Annotated in this window: 14 protein-coding genes; 6 read left to right on the top strand and 8 right to left on the bottom strand. The window is 66.3% G+C overall.

Going from position 1 to position 15,993, the window contains the following annotated elements; translation table 11 throughout:
- Positions 1–118 precede the first annotated feature (118 nt).
- A complete protein-coding gene (locus AB4Z48_RS08140; RefSeq protein WP_441613404.1) occupies positions 119–1,216 on the bottom strand; it encodes a tartrate dehydrogenase in 1,098 nt (365 codons plus the stop codon).
- Between the two features lie 91 nt (positions 1,217–1,307).
- Here AB4Z48_RS08140 and AB4Z48_RS08135 point away from each other — a divergent pair, with 91 nt between their 5' ends.
- Positions 1,308–2,252: a LysR substrate-binding domain-containing protein gene (locus tag AB4Z48_RS08135; RefSeq protein WP_441613403.1), complete on the top strand. Its 945-nt coding sequence runs from the start codon at positions 1,308–1,310 to the stop codon at positions 2,250–2,252.
- A gap of 210 nt (positions 2,253–2,462) precedes the next feature.
- Here AB4Z48_RS08135 and AB4Z48_RS08130 read toward each other — a convergent pair whose 3' ends face one another.
- The gene (locus AB4Z48_RS08130) at positions 2,463–3,338 is read right to left on the bottom strand and encodes a LysR family transcriptional regulator (RefSeq protein ID WP_441613402.1); all 876 of its coding nucleotides are present in this window, start codon (positions 3,336–3,338) and stop codon (positions 2,463–2,465) included.
- A gap of 138 nt (positions 3,339–3,476) precedes the next feature.
- Here AB4Z48_RS08130 and argH point away from each other — a divergent pair, with 138 nt between their 5' ends.
- Complete coding sequence (argH, locus tag AB4Z48_RS08125; protein WP_441613401.1) at positions 3,477–4,982, top strand: argininosuccinate lyase; 1,506 nt, start codon at positions 3,477–3,479, stop codon at positions 4,980–4,982.
- A 68-nt stretch (positions 4,983–5,050) separates the two neighbouring features.
- The gene (locus AB4Z48_RS08120) at positions 5,051–6,019 is read left to right on the top strand and encodes a Bug family tripartite tricarboxylate transporter substrate binding protein (RefSeq protein WP_441613400.1); all 969 of its coding nucleotides are present in this window, start codon (positions 5,051–5,053) and stop codon (positions 6,017–6,019) included.
- A 104-nt stretch (positions 6,020–6,123) separates the two neighbouring features.
- Here AB4Z48_RS08120 and AB4Z48_RS08115 read toward each other — a convergent pair whose 3' ends face one another.
- The gene (locus AB4Z48_RS08115) at positions 6,124–7,047 is read right to left on the bottom strand and encodes a dihydrodipicolinate synthase family protein (protein ID WP_441613399.1); all 924 of its coding nucleotides are present in this window, start codon (positions 7,045–7,047) and stop codon (positions 6,124–6,126) included.
- Between the two features lie 96 nt (positions 7,048–7,143).
- On the opposite strand from AB4Z48_RS08115, the gene AB4Z48_RS08110 reads away from it, so the two are divergent.
- Positions 7,144–8,040, top strand: coding sequence for a LysR family transcriptional regulator (locus AB4Z48_RS08110; protein WP_441613398.1), 897 nt, complete (start codon positions 7,144–7,146; stop codon positions 8,038–8,040).
- 195 nt (positions 8,041–8,235) lie between these two features.
- On the opposite strand, the gene aceB is transcribed toward AB4Z48_RS08110, so the two are convergent.
- Both aceB and AB4Z48_RS08100 read right to left on the bottom strand, forming a co-directional pair.
- Positions 8,236–9,822: a malate synthase A gene (gene aceB / locus AB4Z48_RS08105; protein WP_441613397.1), complete on the bottom strand. Its 1,587-nt coding sequence runs from the start codon at positions 9,820–9,822 to the stop codon at positions 8,236–8,238.
- A 43-nt stretch (positions 9,823–9,865) separates the two neighbouring features.
- On the bottom strand, positions 9,866–10,567 hold the full coding sequence (locus tag AB4Z48_RS08100; RefSeq protein ID WP_441613395.1) for a haloacid dehalogenase type II: 702 nt from the start codon (positions 10,565–10,567) through the stop codon (positions 9,866–9,868).
- 256 nt (positions 10,568–10,823) lie between these two features.
- Between AB4Z48_RS08100 and AB4Z48_RS08095 the strand changes: the two genes are divergently transcribed.
- Complete coding sequence (locus AB4Z48_RS08095) at positions 10,824–11,795, top strand: LysR family transcriptional regulator (RefSeq protein WP_441613394.1); 972 nt, start codon at positions 10,824–10,826, stop codon at positions 11,793–11,795.
- A gap of 100 nt (positions 11,796–11,895) precedes the next feature.
- A complete protein-coding gene (locus tag AB4Z48_RS08090; protein ID WP_441613392.1) occupies positions 11,896–12,330 on the top strand; it encodes a universal stress protein in 435 nt (144 codons plus the stop codon).
- A gap of 155 nt (positions 12,331–12,485) precedes the next feature.
- Here AB4Z48_RS08090 and AB4Z48_RS08085 read toward each other — a convergent pair whose 3' ends face one another.
- The 3 genes from AB4Z48_RS08085 to AB4Z48_RS08075 all read right to left on the bottom strand — a co-directional run bounded on the left by AB4Z48_RS08085 (position 12,486) and on the right by AB4Z48_RS08075 (position 15,992).
- Positions 12,486–13,241: a M48 family metallopeptidase gene (locus AB4Z48_RS08085; RefSeq protein ID WP_441613391.1), complete on the bottom strand. Its 756-nt coding sequence runs from the start codon at positions 13,239–13,241 to the stop codon at positions 12,486–12,488.
- A gap of 404 nt (positions 13,242–13,645) precedes the next feature.
- Positions 13,646–14,938 (bottom strand): isocitrate lyase, encoded by a 1,293-nt coding sequence (gene aceA, locus AB4Z48_RS08080; RefSeq protein ID WP_441613390.1) that lies wholly within the window; start codon positions 14,936–14,938, stop codon positions 13,646–13,648.
- 631 nt (positions 14,939–15,569) lie between these two features.
- The gene (locus AB4Z48_RS08075) at positions 15,570–15,992 is read right to left on the bottom strand and encodes a gamma-glutamylcyclotransferase family protein (RefSeq protein WP_441613389.1); all 423 of its coding nucleotides are present in this window, start codon (positions 15,990–15,992) and stop codon (positions 15,570–15,572) included.
- Position 15,993 lies beyond the last annotated feature (1 nt).

Genomic DNA, 15,993 nt, shown 5'->3' with positions numbered 1-15,993 from the left:
CCGCGAGGTGGAATGAAAGCCTCCCGGCGGTGCCTGGCCATGCCCGGCCCTGCCTCTGCCCGCTCCTGCGGCTTGCTACAACGGCCGCCCGGCAGCGGCCGCCCGGCAGGCCGGCGGGTCAGCCCTGCGTCACATGCGCCGCGATGGCGTCGCCCAATGCCGCCGTGCTGGCCGTACCGCCGAGGTCCGGCGTACGCGGGCCGTCGCGCAGCACGTGCTCGATGGCGGCCACGATGGCGTCATGCGCCTGCCGCAGCGGTGCGGGGTCCTGCGCCGCGCCGGCCAGGAAGTCGAGCATCAGCGCGCCGGACCAGATCATGGCGATGGGATTGGCGATGCCCTTGCCGTAGATGTCCGGTGCCGAGCCGTGCACCGGTTCGAACAGCGACGGGAAGCTGCGGCCCGGGTTGAGGTTGGCCGAGGGAGCCAGGCCGATGGTGCCGGTACAGGCAGGGCCGAGGTCCGACAGGATGTCGCCGAACAGGTTGGTGGCCACCACCACGTCGAAGCGGTTGGGCTGCAGCACGAAACGCGCGGTCAGGATATCGATGTGCTGCTTGTCCACCGTCACCTCCGGGTAGTCCTTGGCCACGGCGTCGGCGCGCTCGTCCCACCACGGCATGCTGATGGCGATGCCGTTGGACTTGGTGGCCACGGTGAGATGCTTGCGCGGGCGCGCGTTCGCCAGCTCCAGCGCGAACTTCAGCACGCGGTCGGTGCCGTGCCGCGAGAACACCGACTCCTGGATCACGATCTCGCGCTCGGTGCCTTCGAAGATGCGGCCGCCCAGGTTGGTGTACTCGCCTTCGGTGTTTTCCCGCACCACGAAGAAGTCGATGTCGCCCGGCTTGCGGTTGGCGAGCGGGCACGGCACGCCCTCGAACAGGCGCACCGGCCGCAGGTTGATGTACTGGTCGAACTCGCGGCGGAACTTGAGCAGCGAGCCCCACAGCGACACGTGGTCGGGCACGGTCGCCGGCCAGCCGACGGCGCCGAAATAGATCGCATCCTGCGAGCCGAGCTGCGCCTTCCAGTCTGGCGGCATCATCTCGCCGGTACGGGCGTAGTAGTCGCAGCTGGCCCACTCGTGCTCGCTCACCGTCAGTTCGAAGCCGAAGCGGCGCGACGCCGCGGCCAGTACCTTCATGCCTTCCGGAAGCACTTCCTTGCCGATGCCGTCGCCGGGGATGGCGGCGATCTTGAAGCGTTGTGTCATGGCTGATTCTCTCCAAACGATGTCCCGGACGATGCTAGCATTGCCTATACGTGAATATTTATGCCTTACGTGAATCCAGAATTTACGAATCATGCACAGTACGGGTAGTGCCCCCCTCCATGAAGACCTGCGCGTCTTCGTCGCCGTCACCCGCCAGGCCAGCTTCGCGCGGGCAGCCCAGGCGCTCGGCGTGTCGCCGGCCTACGTCACCAAACGCGTCAAGGCCCTGGAGGCGACGCTGGGGGTCCAGCTGCTGCTACGCAGTACGCGCACGGTCGCGGTCACCGAGCAGGGCGAGCGCGTCTACCAGTCGGCACTGACCGTGCTGGATGCGGTCGACCGCCTGCTGGACGATGTGCGCGAGACCAGTGCCGCGCCGCGCGGATTGATTCGGATCTGCAGCAGCTTCGGCTTCGGCCGCAATATCGTGGGGCCGGCGATCTCCGGGCTGGTGGCCCGCTATCCGGAACTGCAGGTGCGCTTCGAGATCTTCGACAGGCTGGTGGACGTGGCTGCCGAAGGCTTCGACCTCGATATCCGCGTCGGCGACGAGATCGCGCCCAGCCTGATCGCCCGCAAGCTGCTGCCGAACAGCCGCGTGCTGTGCGCGGCGCCGGCCTATCTGGCGGCCCGGGGCATGCCGAGGTCGGCGGCGGACCTTGCCCGCCACGATTGCCTCGTGATCAAGGAACGTGACCATCCCTTCGGGCTGTGGCGCCTGCGAAATGCGGCTGCCGAGGTCCTTTCGGTAAAGGTCACCGGGCCGCTCTCGGCGAACAACGGCGAAGTGGCCACGCAGTGGGCCATTGACGGCCGGGGCATCGTGCTGCGCTCGCTATGGGACGTCGGCCATCTGTTGCGCACCGGCAAGCTCGTGCAGGTCCTGCCCGCGCTGACACAGGAGGCCAACGTCTACGCCGTGTACCCGTCCAAGCTGCCCGCCACGGCCAAGACGCGGGTGTGCGTCGAGTGGCTGCACGCGGCCCTGCCTGCGCTGGTCGAGCAGCACCGGCGCGGCGGCTCCTGCCTCTCGTAGGACAAGCGCGGCGTCGTCCGCAATGGATGCGCCGCTGCGGGCTTTGCCTGCGACGCGTGTCATCGCCTCACTGCCACGAAGGCAGCGCAAGCCTGGCAAGCACGCGCGCCATGGGCAAACCCCGCCGGAACGCAAGGTCTGCTGGCCTGGCGGCCGCACTCGCACTCGGACCGTTTTGCCTGTCCGATCCGGCCATGCTTCATGGCCTCTTCAATAGCGGCCCGCGCCATGGAGGCAGTCCAGAAACGCCTGGGCAAGCGCCGGCACCGCGCGTTGCTGGTTGTGCAGGACGTAGCTCTGGAACGCGATCGCCGGCTCGAACGGGATGGCCTTCACCGCGGGCAGCTTCAGGCTGCGGACGACCACGGGATTGACCACGCTGACCCCCAGGCCCATGCCCACCATGGTGCAGATGGTGGCCGCATAGGGCGTCTCCAGTGTCAGGACGCGTCCGTCGGGCACGAATGCCGCGTCGACGGTGGCGCGCGTGCCATCCCCGTGCGTCAGCGAGATAAACCGCTCACCGTCGAGGTCGCTGGCCCGAATCCGGCGCTTCTTCGCCAGCCGGTGCGTGGCCGGCACGATGCACACGCCGTCTTCCTGCCGCAGCAGCGCGCTCTCGATGCCCGAGGTCTCCACCACGTAGGAGACCAGCCCGAAATCGCAGAACTGGGTGGCCGTCCACTTGGCAACTGTCGGCGAGTCATTGGTATGCACCGCGATGGGCACGTCGGGGTACTGCTCGCGGAAGGCCAGGATCGCCTCCGGCATGACCGTCATGGCAATGGAAGGCACCGTGCCGATGCGCAGCGTGCCCACCCCGAGTTCGCGTATCGCGCGAGCGGAGGCGCGCAGGCTGTCGAGGCCCGCAAATGATCGCTCCACGTCCTTGAACAAGGCTTCGGCTTCCGTCGTCGGCGTGAGCCGGCCCCCGATGCGAGCAAACAGGCGGAAGCCGACTTCCCGCTCCAGCTGGCCGATCACGCGGCTGATATTGGGCTGCGATGTGTGGAGCTGCGCCGCGGTGACCGTCATGGAGCGGCTCAGCATCACCGCCCGGAACGCTTCGATCTGTTTGAAGTTCATGCCTTTGGGAGTGCTTTCGGCCCGGATGGGCGTGCCGTCGATGGTATATCAAATCTGCATGCTCACGGCCAAACTACTGATTTGACGATATATCGTCGAGATTCCCATACTGTGTTCAACGCCCCTGGAGAAACACGTATGGAATCCAAAGTCAGCCGCCGCCTGACGCAGCCCACGGCCGCGGAAGTATGCGAGCACATCTACCTGCCCCGACTGATGCGCGAGTTCGGCAGCGGCTTTCCCTATCTCACCGAAATCAACCAGGCACACCTGCTGATGCTGCACGGCGCAGGCCTGATACCGTCGGAGGTAGCCGCCGTGCTGGCGCGGGCCCTGATGCGGATCGAGTCGGCGGGGCCGGACGCCGTTCCCCTGGACCCGGCGCGCGAAGATGCCTACTTCAACTACGAGGCGCACCTGATGGCGGTTGCCGGCGCCGACGCCGGCGGCAGGCTGCACGTGGCGCGCAGCCGCAACGACATCCTGGCCACCCACGACCGCCTGCGGGCGCGCGACAAGGCCATGGCGATCCTGGAGGGCCTGCTGGCCACACGCGGCGTGGTGCTGGACAAGGCCGCCGAGTACGCCGACGTGGTGATGCCCGGCTACACCCACCTGCAAGCCGCCCAGCCCATCACGTACGGCTACTACCTTGCCGGCGTGGCGGAGGCGCTTGGCCGCGACATCACCCGCCTGCGCCAGGCATTGGCGGGACTGGACGCTTGCCCGCTGGGCGCCGGCGCGCTGGCCGGCACGGCCTTCCCGATCGACCGCGATGCCACGGCGCGCTGGCTCGGCTTCTCCAGCTACGTGGCCAACTCCCTCGACGCTGTGGCCTCGCGCGACTTTGCGTGGGAGATCCAGTCCGCCATCACCATCGCAACTGTCACCTGGGGCCGGTTTGCGCAGGACCTGTTCGTCTGGTCCACGCCGGAGTTCGGCCTGATCGAGTTCCCGGACAGCGTGGCGGGCACCTCGAGCATCATGCCGCAGAAGAAGAATCCGGTCGTACTTGAGTATCTCAAGGGCAAGGGCGGCCATATGCTGGGACTGCTCACCGCGTCGCTCGCGGCGGTCAAGGGCAGCCACTTCACGCATACCGGCGACGGCAATCGCGAGAGCATGCGTGGATTCTGGGAGTCCATGGACGAGTGCCAGCGCTGCATCGCGCTGCTGCGGCTGGTGCTCGAGCACGCGACGCCGTTGCGGGCGAACATGGTGGCGCGCGCGCGCCGTGACTTCTCCGCGGCGACCGATCTCGCGGACGCGCTGGTGCGCGAGGCCGGCGTGTCCTTCCGCGAGGCGCACCACATCGTGGGCGCCGTCGTGCGCGAAGCACTCGACAAGCGCATTCCTGCCGACGAGATCGACACAGACATGGTTTGCGCCGCGGCGCTGCGCCATACCGGCCGGGCCATCGTACTCGCGCCTGCCGTAGTCGCTCGCTGCCTGGATCCAGAACAGGGCGTCGCGGCCAGGACCGCCGCCGGCGGCCCTTCGCCCTCGCTGGTGCGCGACAACGCTGCCGCGCAGCGCCGCGAGCTGGCATCGGCCGGGGAAGCGCTCGACATCTTGCGCCAGGGCGTTGTCGGCGGCCGCGCCGCCTTGAAACAGGCTGTGGCCGGCCTCGCCGGCCTGCACTAGCCGTGGCCGCCATCCGCGGCCTGCCCTCCCCTCGATACCGTATCCTTGTCCGACGGAGATATCTGCCCATGAAACCGATTGCGCGCATGCTCGCCGCCGCCTGTCTATCGCTGGGGACCACCCTGGCGCTGGCCGGCCCCTTTCCCGACAAGCCGATCAGGCTGGTCGTGCCCTTTCCGCCGGGCGGCACCACCGACCTGCTTGGCCGGGTGCTGGCAAACCGCCTGTCGGAAACCCTGGGCCAGCAAGTCATCGTCGACAACCGGCCCGGCGCCGGCGGCACGATCGGCTCGGATGTCGTCGCCAAGGCACCCGCGGACGGCTATACGCTGCTGTTCGGCACGGTGGGCACGCAATCCATCAACACCTCGCTCTACAAGCGGCTGCCGTTCGACGCGCAAAAGGACTTCACGCCGGTAGCACTGTTCGCCGGGGTGCCCAACATCCTGGTCGTCAACCCCAAGGTGCCTGTCAAGTCCGTGAAGGAACTCGTGGACTACGCCAAGAGCCACCCCAACGCGCTCAATATGGGATCGGCAGGCAACGGCACGACCAACCATCTCTCGGGCGAACTGTTCAAGTCGATGGCCGGCGTGCAGATCGTCCACGTGCCGTACAAGGGGAGCGGCCCCGCCATGGCAGACCTGCTGGCCAATCAGGTGCAACTGATGTTCGACAACCTGCCCGGCTCGCTGCCGCATGTCAAAGCCGGCAGGCTGCGCGCCCTGGCGGTGACCAGCGCCACGCGATCCCCCGCACTCCCCGACGTCCCCACCATGGCCGAAGCCGGCATCGCCGGCTATGAGGCAGACGTCTGGTTCGGCGTGGTCGGGCCGAAAGGCCTGCCTGCAAGCGTCGTCGCAAAGCTCTCGGCCGAGATCTCGCGCATCGCGCAGGACAAGCCGATGCGCGACAAGCTGATCCGGCAAGGCGCGTCGCCGCTGACATCGACGCCGGAGCAGTTTGCCGTGCTGATCCACCGCGACACCGACAAGTGGTCGAAGCTCGTCAAGGATTCCGGCGCGGCCATCGACTGAGGCCACGGATGGCAGTGCCGGCAGCGGATCTCCCCGGTCCGCCGGGACCCGGCAATTGATCCCCGTCAGTTAAGCAGGGCGGCCGCGGGATCGGCGGCGCGGCTTCAGCGCACCAGCCCCCAGCCCGACATCAAGGTGTGCAGTTGCGCATGCTGGTGCTGGGTCAAGGGCCACGCCGATGGCGGCCGCGTGGCACCGCAGTCGTTGCCCATCATCTGCAGCGCGGCTTTCACGACCGTGACATTGGCGCCGTTGTTCTCTTGCGCGCGCAGTTCCTCGAAGGGAAGCATCTCGTCGATGAGGCGCATCGCCCTGGCGTAGTCGGCGGCTTCGAGTGCGGCATGAATGGCAACCGAGCGCTCGGGCATCACGTTGATCAGGCCCGAGGTAAAGCCGCGTGCCCCGACCGCGTAGAGGGGCGGCGCCCACACTTCCGCAAGCCCGCCCACCCAGGCCAGGCCGAGATCGGCCGTGCGGCGCATCGCCTGCGCCAGCACCAGCGGCGTGGGTGAGGCCCATTTCACGCCGATCACCTCAGGGATGCGGCACAGTTCCTCGATGGCAGCCAGCCCGATGTTCTCGTTGCGCAGGTAGAGCACCAGCGGCAGGCCCTCGCCGGCCTCCGCGATCTTGCGCACGTAGGCCGACACCCCGCGCGGCGCCACGAACGGATCGGGCGGCTGGTGCACCATCAGCGCATCGGCGCCGGCGCGGCGCGAGGCGCGCGCCAGCGCGCAGGCTTCGTGCACGCTGCGGCCCACGCCGGCAAGCAGCGGCACGCGGCCGGCCACGCATTCGGCGGCCACGTGCACCATCCGCACGGCCTCCTGCTCGCGCAGGCCGTAGAACTCGCTGGTGTTGCCGTTGGCAACCAGCACATGCACGCCGGCCTTGACCGCGCGGTCCACGACGGGCGCGAGCGGTGCCGGCGAGACGGTATCATCTGCATCGAATGGCGTGACCAGGATGCCGGAAATGCCATCAAGCGCGGTGCGCAGCGCGGAACCTTCGAAAGTAGCCACCTTCATCTCCCCGGGGAAAAGACACAAGAGGTGCCACTCTAAGGAGGAACCGGCCGCAGCGTCCAATCCAAACAGGCGATGCCGCAATACAAGAATTGAATCGTGCTTCAGCTCTCGCATCTTCGCAGCTTCGTGGCGGTGGCCACGGAACTGCATTTCGGCCGGGCCGCCGCGTTGCTGAACATGACGCAACCGCCGCTTACCCGGCAGATCCAGCTGCTCGAACATGAGGTCGGGGTCCGCCTGCTGGAGCGCTCGGGCGGAAACGTGCGCCTGACCCTGGCCGGCGCCACGTTCTTGCGCGAAGCGGAGGACATCCTGCGCCGCAGCCAGGCCGCGACGCTTGCGGCACGACGCGCCATGCGGGCGGACGCGGGCACCGTGACGATGGGGTTCATCCCTGCCGCCAGCTTCACCTTGCTGCCGCAGATCCTGGCCGCGATCGGCACCAGGTACCCGGAGGTCCACGTGGCACTGCGCGAAATGCAGACGGATGCCCAGCTCGAAGCCATTGGCGCCGACCGCATCGAGCTTGGCATCGTCCGGCCGTTCGCGCCACGCAGCTTTGCGCTGTCCGCGCCGCTGCTGCGCGAACCGTTTGTGCTTGCGGCGCCGGCCGGGCATCCCTTGATGCGCTGCAGTTCGCTGACCCTCCAGTCCCTGGAGGCGCAGCCCTTCATCGAGTTCTGCCCGTCGGAATCCCGCTACCTGTACGAGATCGTGGCGGGCCGGCTGCGTGCCGAAGGCGTGGCGCCCGAGACCGTCCAGACGCTGAGCCACACGCATTCCATCCTGTCGCTCGTCGACGCAGGCATGGGCGTCGCGCTGGTCCCCCAGTCCGCGCACAGGCTGGGGTACGCGGGTGTTGCCTTCCGCCCGCTCGAGAAGGCCGCCGGGCTGGATGTCGAGTTGCATCTGGCGTGGCGCCGCGGCAGCCAGCACGGCGTCGCGGACACCGTGCGCACGCTGTTGCAAGAGACCTTCCCGGCCTCGGCCTAGCCGTCGCGGGTTCGCCGCCCTCGCCTCTTTCCTCTGCACGCCGCGCCGCGCACGCGCACACGCATACGCAAGCCCCCAAAAAAACCGCGCCGCCTCTTCTGCAAGAGGCGGCGCGGCTTCATGACGGCTTCATGACGGCGACCCGCGGCGGCGAGCACCCGGGCAGGCCCGGGTGCTCTCCGCGCATGGGAACTGTCAGATCTCTTCGTATAGCGGTAGCGTCAGGAATTCAGCGAAGTCTTCCGACGTCGACATCTGCTCGAAGATCTCGGCGGCACGGTCATAGGTCCTGGTGTCGCCACCGACGAACTCCTTGATCTTGCCCAGTTCTTCCGGGATCAGGCCACGCACCATCTCGGCGGTCACCTTGCGGCCGTCTTCCAGCTTGCCCTTGGGCGAGCGGATCCACTGCCACACCTGCGAGCGCGAGATCTCGGCGGTGGCGGCGTCTTCCATCAGGTTGTGGATGGGCACGCAGCCGTTGCCGGCCAGCCAGGAGCCGAGGTAGTGGATGCCGACGTTGATGTTCATGCGCAGGCCGGCTTCGGTGATCGGGGTTTCCGGCTGGAAGTCCAGCAGGTCCTTGGCCGCCACGTTGACGTCGTCGCGCTGCTTGCCGAACTGGTTGGGCGCGTCGCCCAGCACTGCCACGAATTCCTTCATGGCCGGCTCGACCAGGCCCGGGTGGGCCACCCAGCCGCCGTCGTAGCCGTCGGTGGCGTCGCGCTTCTTGTCGTTGATGATGCCCTGCATGGCGATGGCGTTCTTCTCCGGATCGTTCTTGATCGGGATCAGTGCGCTCATGCCGCCGATGGCGGGCGCGCCGCGCTTGTGGCAGGTCTTGAGCAGCAGCAGCGCGTACGAGCGCATGAACGGCGCGGTCATGGTGACCTTGGCGCGGTCGGCCAGGCAGAAGTTCTTGTCGACCTTGAACTTCTTGATGCACGAGAAGATGTAGTCCCAGCGGCCGGCGTTCAGGCCGGCGCTGTGCTCGCGCAGCTCATACAGGATTTCTTCCATCTCGAATGCGGCCAGGATCGTCTCGATCAGCACGGTCGCCTTGACGGTGCCCTGCGGCAGGCCGATTTCGTTCTGGGCCATGACGAAGACGTCGTTCCACAGGCGGGCTTCGAGGTGGCTCTCCATCTTCGGCAGGTAGAAGAAGGGGCCGGCGCCGCGCGCGATCTGTTCGCGGGCGTTATGGAACAGGAACAGCGCGAAGTCGAAGATGCCGCCGGAGACGCGCTGGCCGTCGATGGTGACGTGCTTTTCGTCGAGGTGCCAGCCGCGCGGGCGCACCTGCAGCGTGGCGATCTTGTCGGCCAGCTTGTAGTGCTTGCCGTTGGAGTCCAGCGTCAGCGTGCGGCGCACGGCGGCCTTGAGGTTGACCTGACCCTGCAACTGGTTGTGCCAGTTGGGAGTGTTGGAGTCCTCGAAGTCGGTCATGTAGCTGTCCGCGCCCGAGTTGAACGCGTTGATGACCATCTTGGCTTCGACCGGGCCGGTGATTTCCACGCGGCGGCAATGCAGCGCGGGGGGCACCGGCGCGACCTTCCAGTCGCCTTCGCGCACGCTCTTGGTCTGCGGCAGGAAGTCGGGCAGCTCGCCGGCGTCCAGGCGCTTGGTGCGCTCGACGCGGGCCGCCAGCAGCTCCTGGCGGCGCGGCTCGAAGGCGCGATGCAGCTTGTCCACCAGGGCCAGGGCCGCCGGCGTGAGGATGTCTTCGTAGGCCGGCAGGATTTCGCCGGTGATCTTCATGCCCGCAGGCAGCGTGATGGCCATCTGTGTTCTCCTGTGTTCGATGGTTGGTTTGGGTTACCCGCTGTCAGAGCGCCGCGCCGCGGGCGCGGGCGAATTGCAGCAGGTCGTTCATGTCGTGCCCGGTGCCGGCAGGGCTCACATCGAGCCGCTCCGCCGGATGACCGGCACGATTGATCCAGAAAGTCGTGAAGCCGTACCACGTTGCCCCGCATGCGTCCCAGCCGTTGGACGAGACGAACAGAATCTCGCCCGCCGGCAAGCCGAACGCCTGCGGCGCCATCGCGTAGGCGGCCGGCGCGGTCTTGTAGAGGCGCACCGGGTCCACCGACAGCACATGGTCGAACAGGCCGTGCATGCCGGCGCTCTTGACCGAGATATCGAGCATCTCCGGGTTGCCGTTGGAGAGGATGCCCAGCGGCAGCCCTGCGGCGCGCAGGCGCTTGAGCGCACCGAGGTTCTCCGGGAAGGCCGACAGGCAGGCGTATTCCTTGAGCAACTGCGCTTCCGTGGCCGGGCCAAGATCCAGTTGCAGCCGCTCGGCGGCGTAGCGCAGCGCATCCACCGTGATCGCCCAGAACGATTTGTAGTATGCGCCGTCGGGACCGGCCAGGGAGCGGATGCGGGTGTAGTCGATCTGGCGCTCGCGCCACAGCATCGCCAGCGCCTCGCCCTTGCCGGGAAAGAGCTGTTCTGCGCGCGCGGTGACGGAATACACGTCGAACAGCGTGCCGTAGGCATCGAAGACGACTGCGCGGATCTTTTGCATGAGCCAGGAAATTCCTCAGGGTGAATCCTGCAGGCCCGCGTGCATCGCAGGTCTGCCAATGCGTGGGCCTGTACACCAATGAATGCATGCATTGTAGGTAGACGTTGCAGTGCGGCAAAGCCGTTGCGGGTCACTTGATCTTTTACTTTTACCCCACTAATCTTCGCTAACGCTCAAGAGAATAGACACCAAATCCACTCCATTGCCCTGCACGCTTGCTGGCAAGGGCGGCATGAGGCACAAACCGGCGAGATTCGTGGATCATTTCAAGCAACTGGAGACCTTTGTGTCGGTGGCGGCACGCGGCAGCCTGTCTGCCGCCGCAACCGCCGAGGGCGTGGCGCCCGCGATCATCGGGCGCCGCATCGACGCGCTCGAAGAGCGCCTCGGCGTGAAGCTGCTGCTGCGTACCACCCGCAAGATCAGCCTGACCTTCGAGGGCTCGGCCTTCCTGGAGGACTGCCAGCGCATCCTCAACGACCTGCACAACGCCGAGGCCAGTGTTTCGGCTGGTGGCGTCAAGGCCAGCGGCCACCTGCGCGTGACGGCGCCGGCCGGCTTCGGGCGCAAGCACGTGGCGCCGCTGGTGCCGTTGTTCATCGAGTCGCACCCCGACGTGACCATCACGCTGGACCTGTCCGACCGCGTGGTGGACCTGGTCAACGAGGGCTTCGACTGCGCCATCCGCCTGGGCGATCTGCCCGATTCCAGCCTGGTGTCCATCCGCCTGGCCGAGAACCGCCGCGTGGTGGTCGCCGCCCCAGCGTACCTGGCCCGCGCCGGCACCCCGGCCGTGCCCGAGGACCTGGCCCGGCACAACTGCCTGGCGTTCGGCGCCAGCGCCAATGTGCAGCGCGGCTGGGCCTTCCAGCAGGACGGGCGCCCGGTCACGGTCAAGGTCGGCGGCTCGATGGAGTGCACGGACGGCGCGGTGCTGCATGCCTGGTGCCTGCACGGGCACGGGCTGGCGTGGCGTTCCTGGTGGGAAGTCGGGCAGGAGATCGCCAGCGGCCGGCTGGTCACGGTGCTCGACGAGTTCCAGGCGCCGCCGATCGGCATCCATGCCGTATTTCCCCAGCGCAAGCACCTGCCGCTGCGCGTGCGGCTGTTTATCGATCACCTCAAGAACACGTATGGCAATCCGGGCTACTGGCGAAGGGCCGAGCAGGCGCGCGCGCACGCGCCGGAACGCGCGCCCGCAGGAGAGGAATTTGATTTAAGCCAATGACGCATGCGCCACCCCTGCCTACAATGAATCAGGCGGGCGCTGTCCGGCCCGCCTCTGGCGCATCGCCATCCACTGCCTCTTTGCCCCAAAGGAGTCCAGCATGTTCAAGCACATCCTGCTACCCACCGACGGTTCGGAACTGTCCAAGAAAGCCATCGACGGCGCGCTGGAACTGGCCAAGACAATCAATGCGCGTGTCACCGGCTATGTGTGCCTGGAGGAATATCCCTACACGCCCTTCAGCGAGATCGTGGTGGAAGCCCCGCAGGCGTTCAAGGACCGCATCGAGAGCCAGGCCCGGCTGTACCTGAAGGAAGTGGAAGCCGCTGCCCTGGCCGACGGCATTTCCTTCGATGCGGACATGTCGACGTTCGCCGTGCCCTACCTGGGCATCATCGATGCCGCCGAGCGCCATGGCTGCGACGTCATCTTCATGGCCTCGCATGGCCGGCGCGGCCTCTCGGGCCTGCTGCTGGGCAGCGAGACGCAGAAGGTGCTCACCCATACCGACATTCCGGTCATCGTGTATCGCTGACGGTGTATCGCGCTGCCGCGCTCGCATCTGCATTCGGATGCCGGGCAGGAAAGCAAGGATAAGAAAAAGAATAAGGAAAAGGCTGGCCGCCCCCGCGGGATGCCAGCCTTTCCTTGCATGCACGGCCGATGCCGGCGAGCGCAGGCTCGGGCCGCTTAGCTGGCGCTATTCTTGATGCGGTCCTCGATGTGCTTGGCGCGGTCGGCCGAGCCCGGGTGCGAGGAGAACATGCTGGACTTGCCGCCGTCGAGCTTGGCCAGCTTCTGGAAAGCCGTTACCAGGCCGCGCGTGTTGGCCTTGTTCCTGGCGAGCACGTCGAAGGAGTAGTCGTCGGCGGCGCTCTCCTGTGTCTGCGAGAACTGCGCGTTGATCAGCTGTTCGCCGAGCTCTCCCAGTTGCGAGGACGACAGCGCGGCCACGGTGCCGTTGCCGCTGGCAACCAGCGCGCCGCGTGCCGCCATGGCGGCATAGGCCACCTGCATCTTGTTCCTGGTGTGGCCCAGCGCCACATGGCCCAGTTCGTGGCCCACCACGCCGCGCACTTCGTCGTCGGTCATCATGTCCATCAGGCCGCTGAGCACGCGCACACAGCCGTTGGCCATGGCCCAGGCATTGACGTCCTTGCTCAGGTAGACCTTGGCGTTGATGTTGGAGACGTCGATGGATTGCAGGCCGGCCATGATCTTGGTCAGGCGTTTGCCATAGGCGCTGTTGGCCGCCGCAATCTTGTTGGTCTTGTCGGACTCGGCGCAGGCCTGGTCGGACATGGACTTGACGTCCGCGTCGCTGAGCGAGGCCGCCTTGAGCATCGAGCTACCGGCACCCACCATGCCGTCGACATTGGTGCCGGCGCAGCCGACCGCGAGGGCAGAGAGGCCGATGGCAGCCGCCAGGGAGAATTTGCGCTTCATGAATGTATTTCTTATCGGATGAGCACCGGCCAGGAACGTCCGCCAGTGGGCTCGCATGGACATGTGCCGGTGGCTCACCGGCGGTTCTCGATGTACCGTTTCTGGCACACACCGGGAAATCATATCGTCGAAATCATCCAAAATGATCGCGAAATATCCGAATCAATACAGACATTATTTTTGACATTTACCGGAAATTTCTCGCGCCCCTCCCGGATTCCTAGCCTGCCGCCCTCGCCTACGCCTACGTGGCCCGCCAGAAAGCAAAAAACCGCGCCGTCCCTGCGGGAGACGGCGCGGCGCCTAATTGAAGGGCGCGATGGTCGCACGCCCTTCACGATGACCAGGAGTCGATCTGGCTATCCTGTCTATCTGAAGTCCGGAGATCCGGGGATGCCGGAGCCTCAGGCTACTTTCTTGTCGAAGAACTGCTCGTCTTCGGTCGAACCCTTGAGGGCGGTCGTGGACGACTGGCCGCCTTCGATGGCCTGGGTCACGGCGTCGAAGTAGCCGGTACCGACTTCGCGCTGGTGCTTGACGGCGGTGAAGCCCTTCTCGGCCGCGGCGAATTCGTTTTCCTGCAGTTCGACGAAGGCGCTCATCTGGTTGCGGGCATAGCCGTAGGCCAGGTTGAACATCGAGTAGTTCAGCGAATGGAAGCCGGCCAGCGTGATGAACTGGAACTTGTAGCCCATCGCGCCCAGTTCCCTCTGGAACTTGGCGATGGTGGCGTCGTCCAGGTTCTTCTTCCAGTTGAACGACGGCGAGCAGTTGTAGGCCAGCATCTTGCCCGGGAACTTGGCGTGCACGGCTTCAGCGAACTTCTTGGCGAACTCCAGATCCGGCTTGCCGGTTTCGCACCACACCAGGTCAGCCACTTCGGCGTAAGCCAGGGCACGCGAGATCGACTGATCCAGGCCGTTGCGCACGCGGTAGAAACCTTCGACGGTGCGCTCGCCGGTGCAGAACGGCTTGTCGTTGTCATCCACGTCCGAGGTCAGCAGGTCGGCGGCTTCGGCGTCGGTACGGGCGATCACCAGGGTCGGCACGCCGGACACGTCGGCGGCCAGGCGCGCCGCGGTCAGCTTGGCGACGGCTTCGCGCGTCGGCACCAGCACCTTGCCACCCATGTGGCCGCACTTCTTGACCGAAGCCAGCTGATCTTCGAAGTGCACGCCGGCGGCGCCCGCTTCGATCATGGACTTCATCAGTTCGAAGGCGTTCAGCACGCCGCCGAAGCCGGCTTCCGCGTCAGCCACGATCGGCGCGAAGAAGTCGGTGTCGCCCTTGCCTTCGCTCCACTGGATCTGGTCGGCGCGCTGGAAGGTGTTGTTGATGCGCTTGACCACCATCGGCACCGAGTTGGCCGGGTACAGCGACTGGTCGGGGTACATTTCGCCGGCCAGGTTGGCGTCGCCCGCGACTTGCCAGCCCGACAGGTAGATGGCCTTCAGGCCGGCCTTGACCTGCTGCATGGCCTGGTTGCCGGTCAGCGCGCCCAGCGTGTTGACGAACGGCTCGGTGTTCAGGAGGTGCCACAGCTTTTCAGCGCCGCGGCGGGCCAGGGTGTGCTCGATCTGCACGGAGCCCCGCAGGCGGACCACGTCTTCCGCCGTGTAGTTGCGCTTCACGCCCTTCCAGCGCGGGTTGGTTTCCCATTCCTTTTGCAGCTTCTGGATTTCTTGTTCGCGGGACATGTGCACTCTCCTGGTGATTGAGACGGATATGGCGTAAGAAAGCTTGCGGCTGGCTTGCCGGAACGTGCTGCCGGGCAGCCGACCGAGGCGCTGTCGGGGTGATTTCCGGAGGCAGTTGCCTGCTTCCCGGTGGCCCTGTTTTTCGCGCCTCGGGTCATGTGTCTTATATAAGAGTGTAGGGAAGCGTTCCGCGTCGCAACAGCCCGGAATGCAGTCGTCGCTTAGTTTTTTTATTCAACAAAATCATATAGTTACTGCGTTAATTTCACAATGCGGCAAGTTATACCCCATCATGAGAGATGCCCCTTGTGCTTCGCAGTTACATTTTTTGTGGCTCAAAACAACATTCCACATCGTGAAATATAAGGGGTGACACGTATCCCTGCCGGGCTGCCGGCGCTCTCGCGCCCTGCCCGTCTGGCCTGCGTGCGCGTTGCAGCGCTTGTCACTCCGGAGCGCCATCGGCAAGGCATGCGCGAACCCAGGACACTGGGTGATGGCATGGTTGCCGATGCTCCGCCAGGCGTCGTTGCGCGGCGGGCATCGGTCATGCCGCTTGAAATACCTGAGGGAATGCCGGCGCTGCGCCGGCGGCGATGTCCGGGACGATGCCCGGGGCGAACCGGATCGCTCAGGCCGGCGACAGCCCGGCCTCGCGCTCGCGCCGGTAGGCCACCCAGTCGCCGGAGGCGATACGTGGCAGGCCGGCCACCGCGTCCTGCCCAACCGGATAGAGCAGGCAACTGAGGGACTGCCCGCCGGCGACAATGCTGCGCTCCTCGCGCACGAACAACGATGCCTGGCCGGGGTAGACCTCCTCGATCTCGTCGAGCACCGGCACCAGCGCGGCATCCACCTCGTAGAGATCGCCGGCCACGCCAGGCGCGCCGGCATCCAGCACCAGGCCGGGATAGGTGCCGAAGTCATAGAGCCGGCCAGGCACCGTGGCGCTGCCCAGCAGGCGCGGTGTCGCGATGCCGTGCTTGCGCGCGGCGGCGTTGAGGTCGTTGACTTCGCCGGCACGCAGCGTGCCGTAGACGAATACCACCGGCATG

Origin of the sequence: Cupriavidus sp. 2TAF22, from assembly GCF_052115045.1 — a bacterium.
Lineage (GTDB): Bacteria > Pseudomonadota > Gammaproteobacteria > Burkholderiales > Burkholderiaceae > Cupriavidus.
The sequence above is the reverse complement of the archived record's forward strand: the minus strand, read 5'-3'. Positions and strand labels throughout refer to the sequence as shown.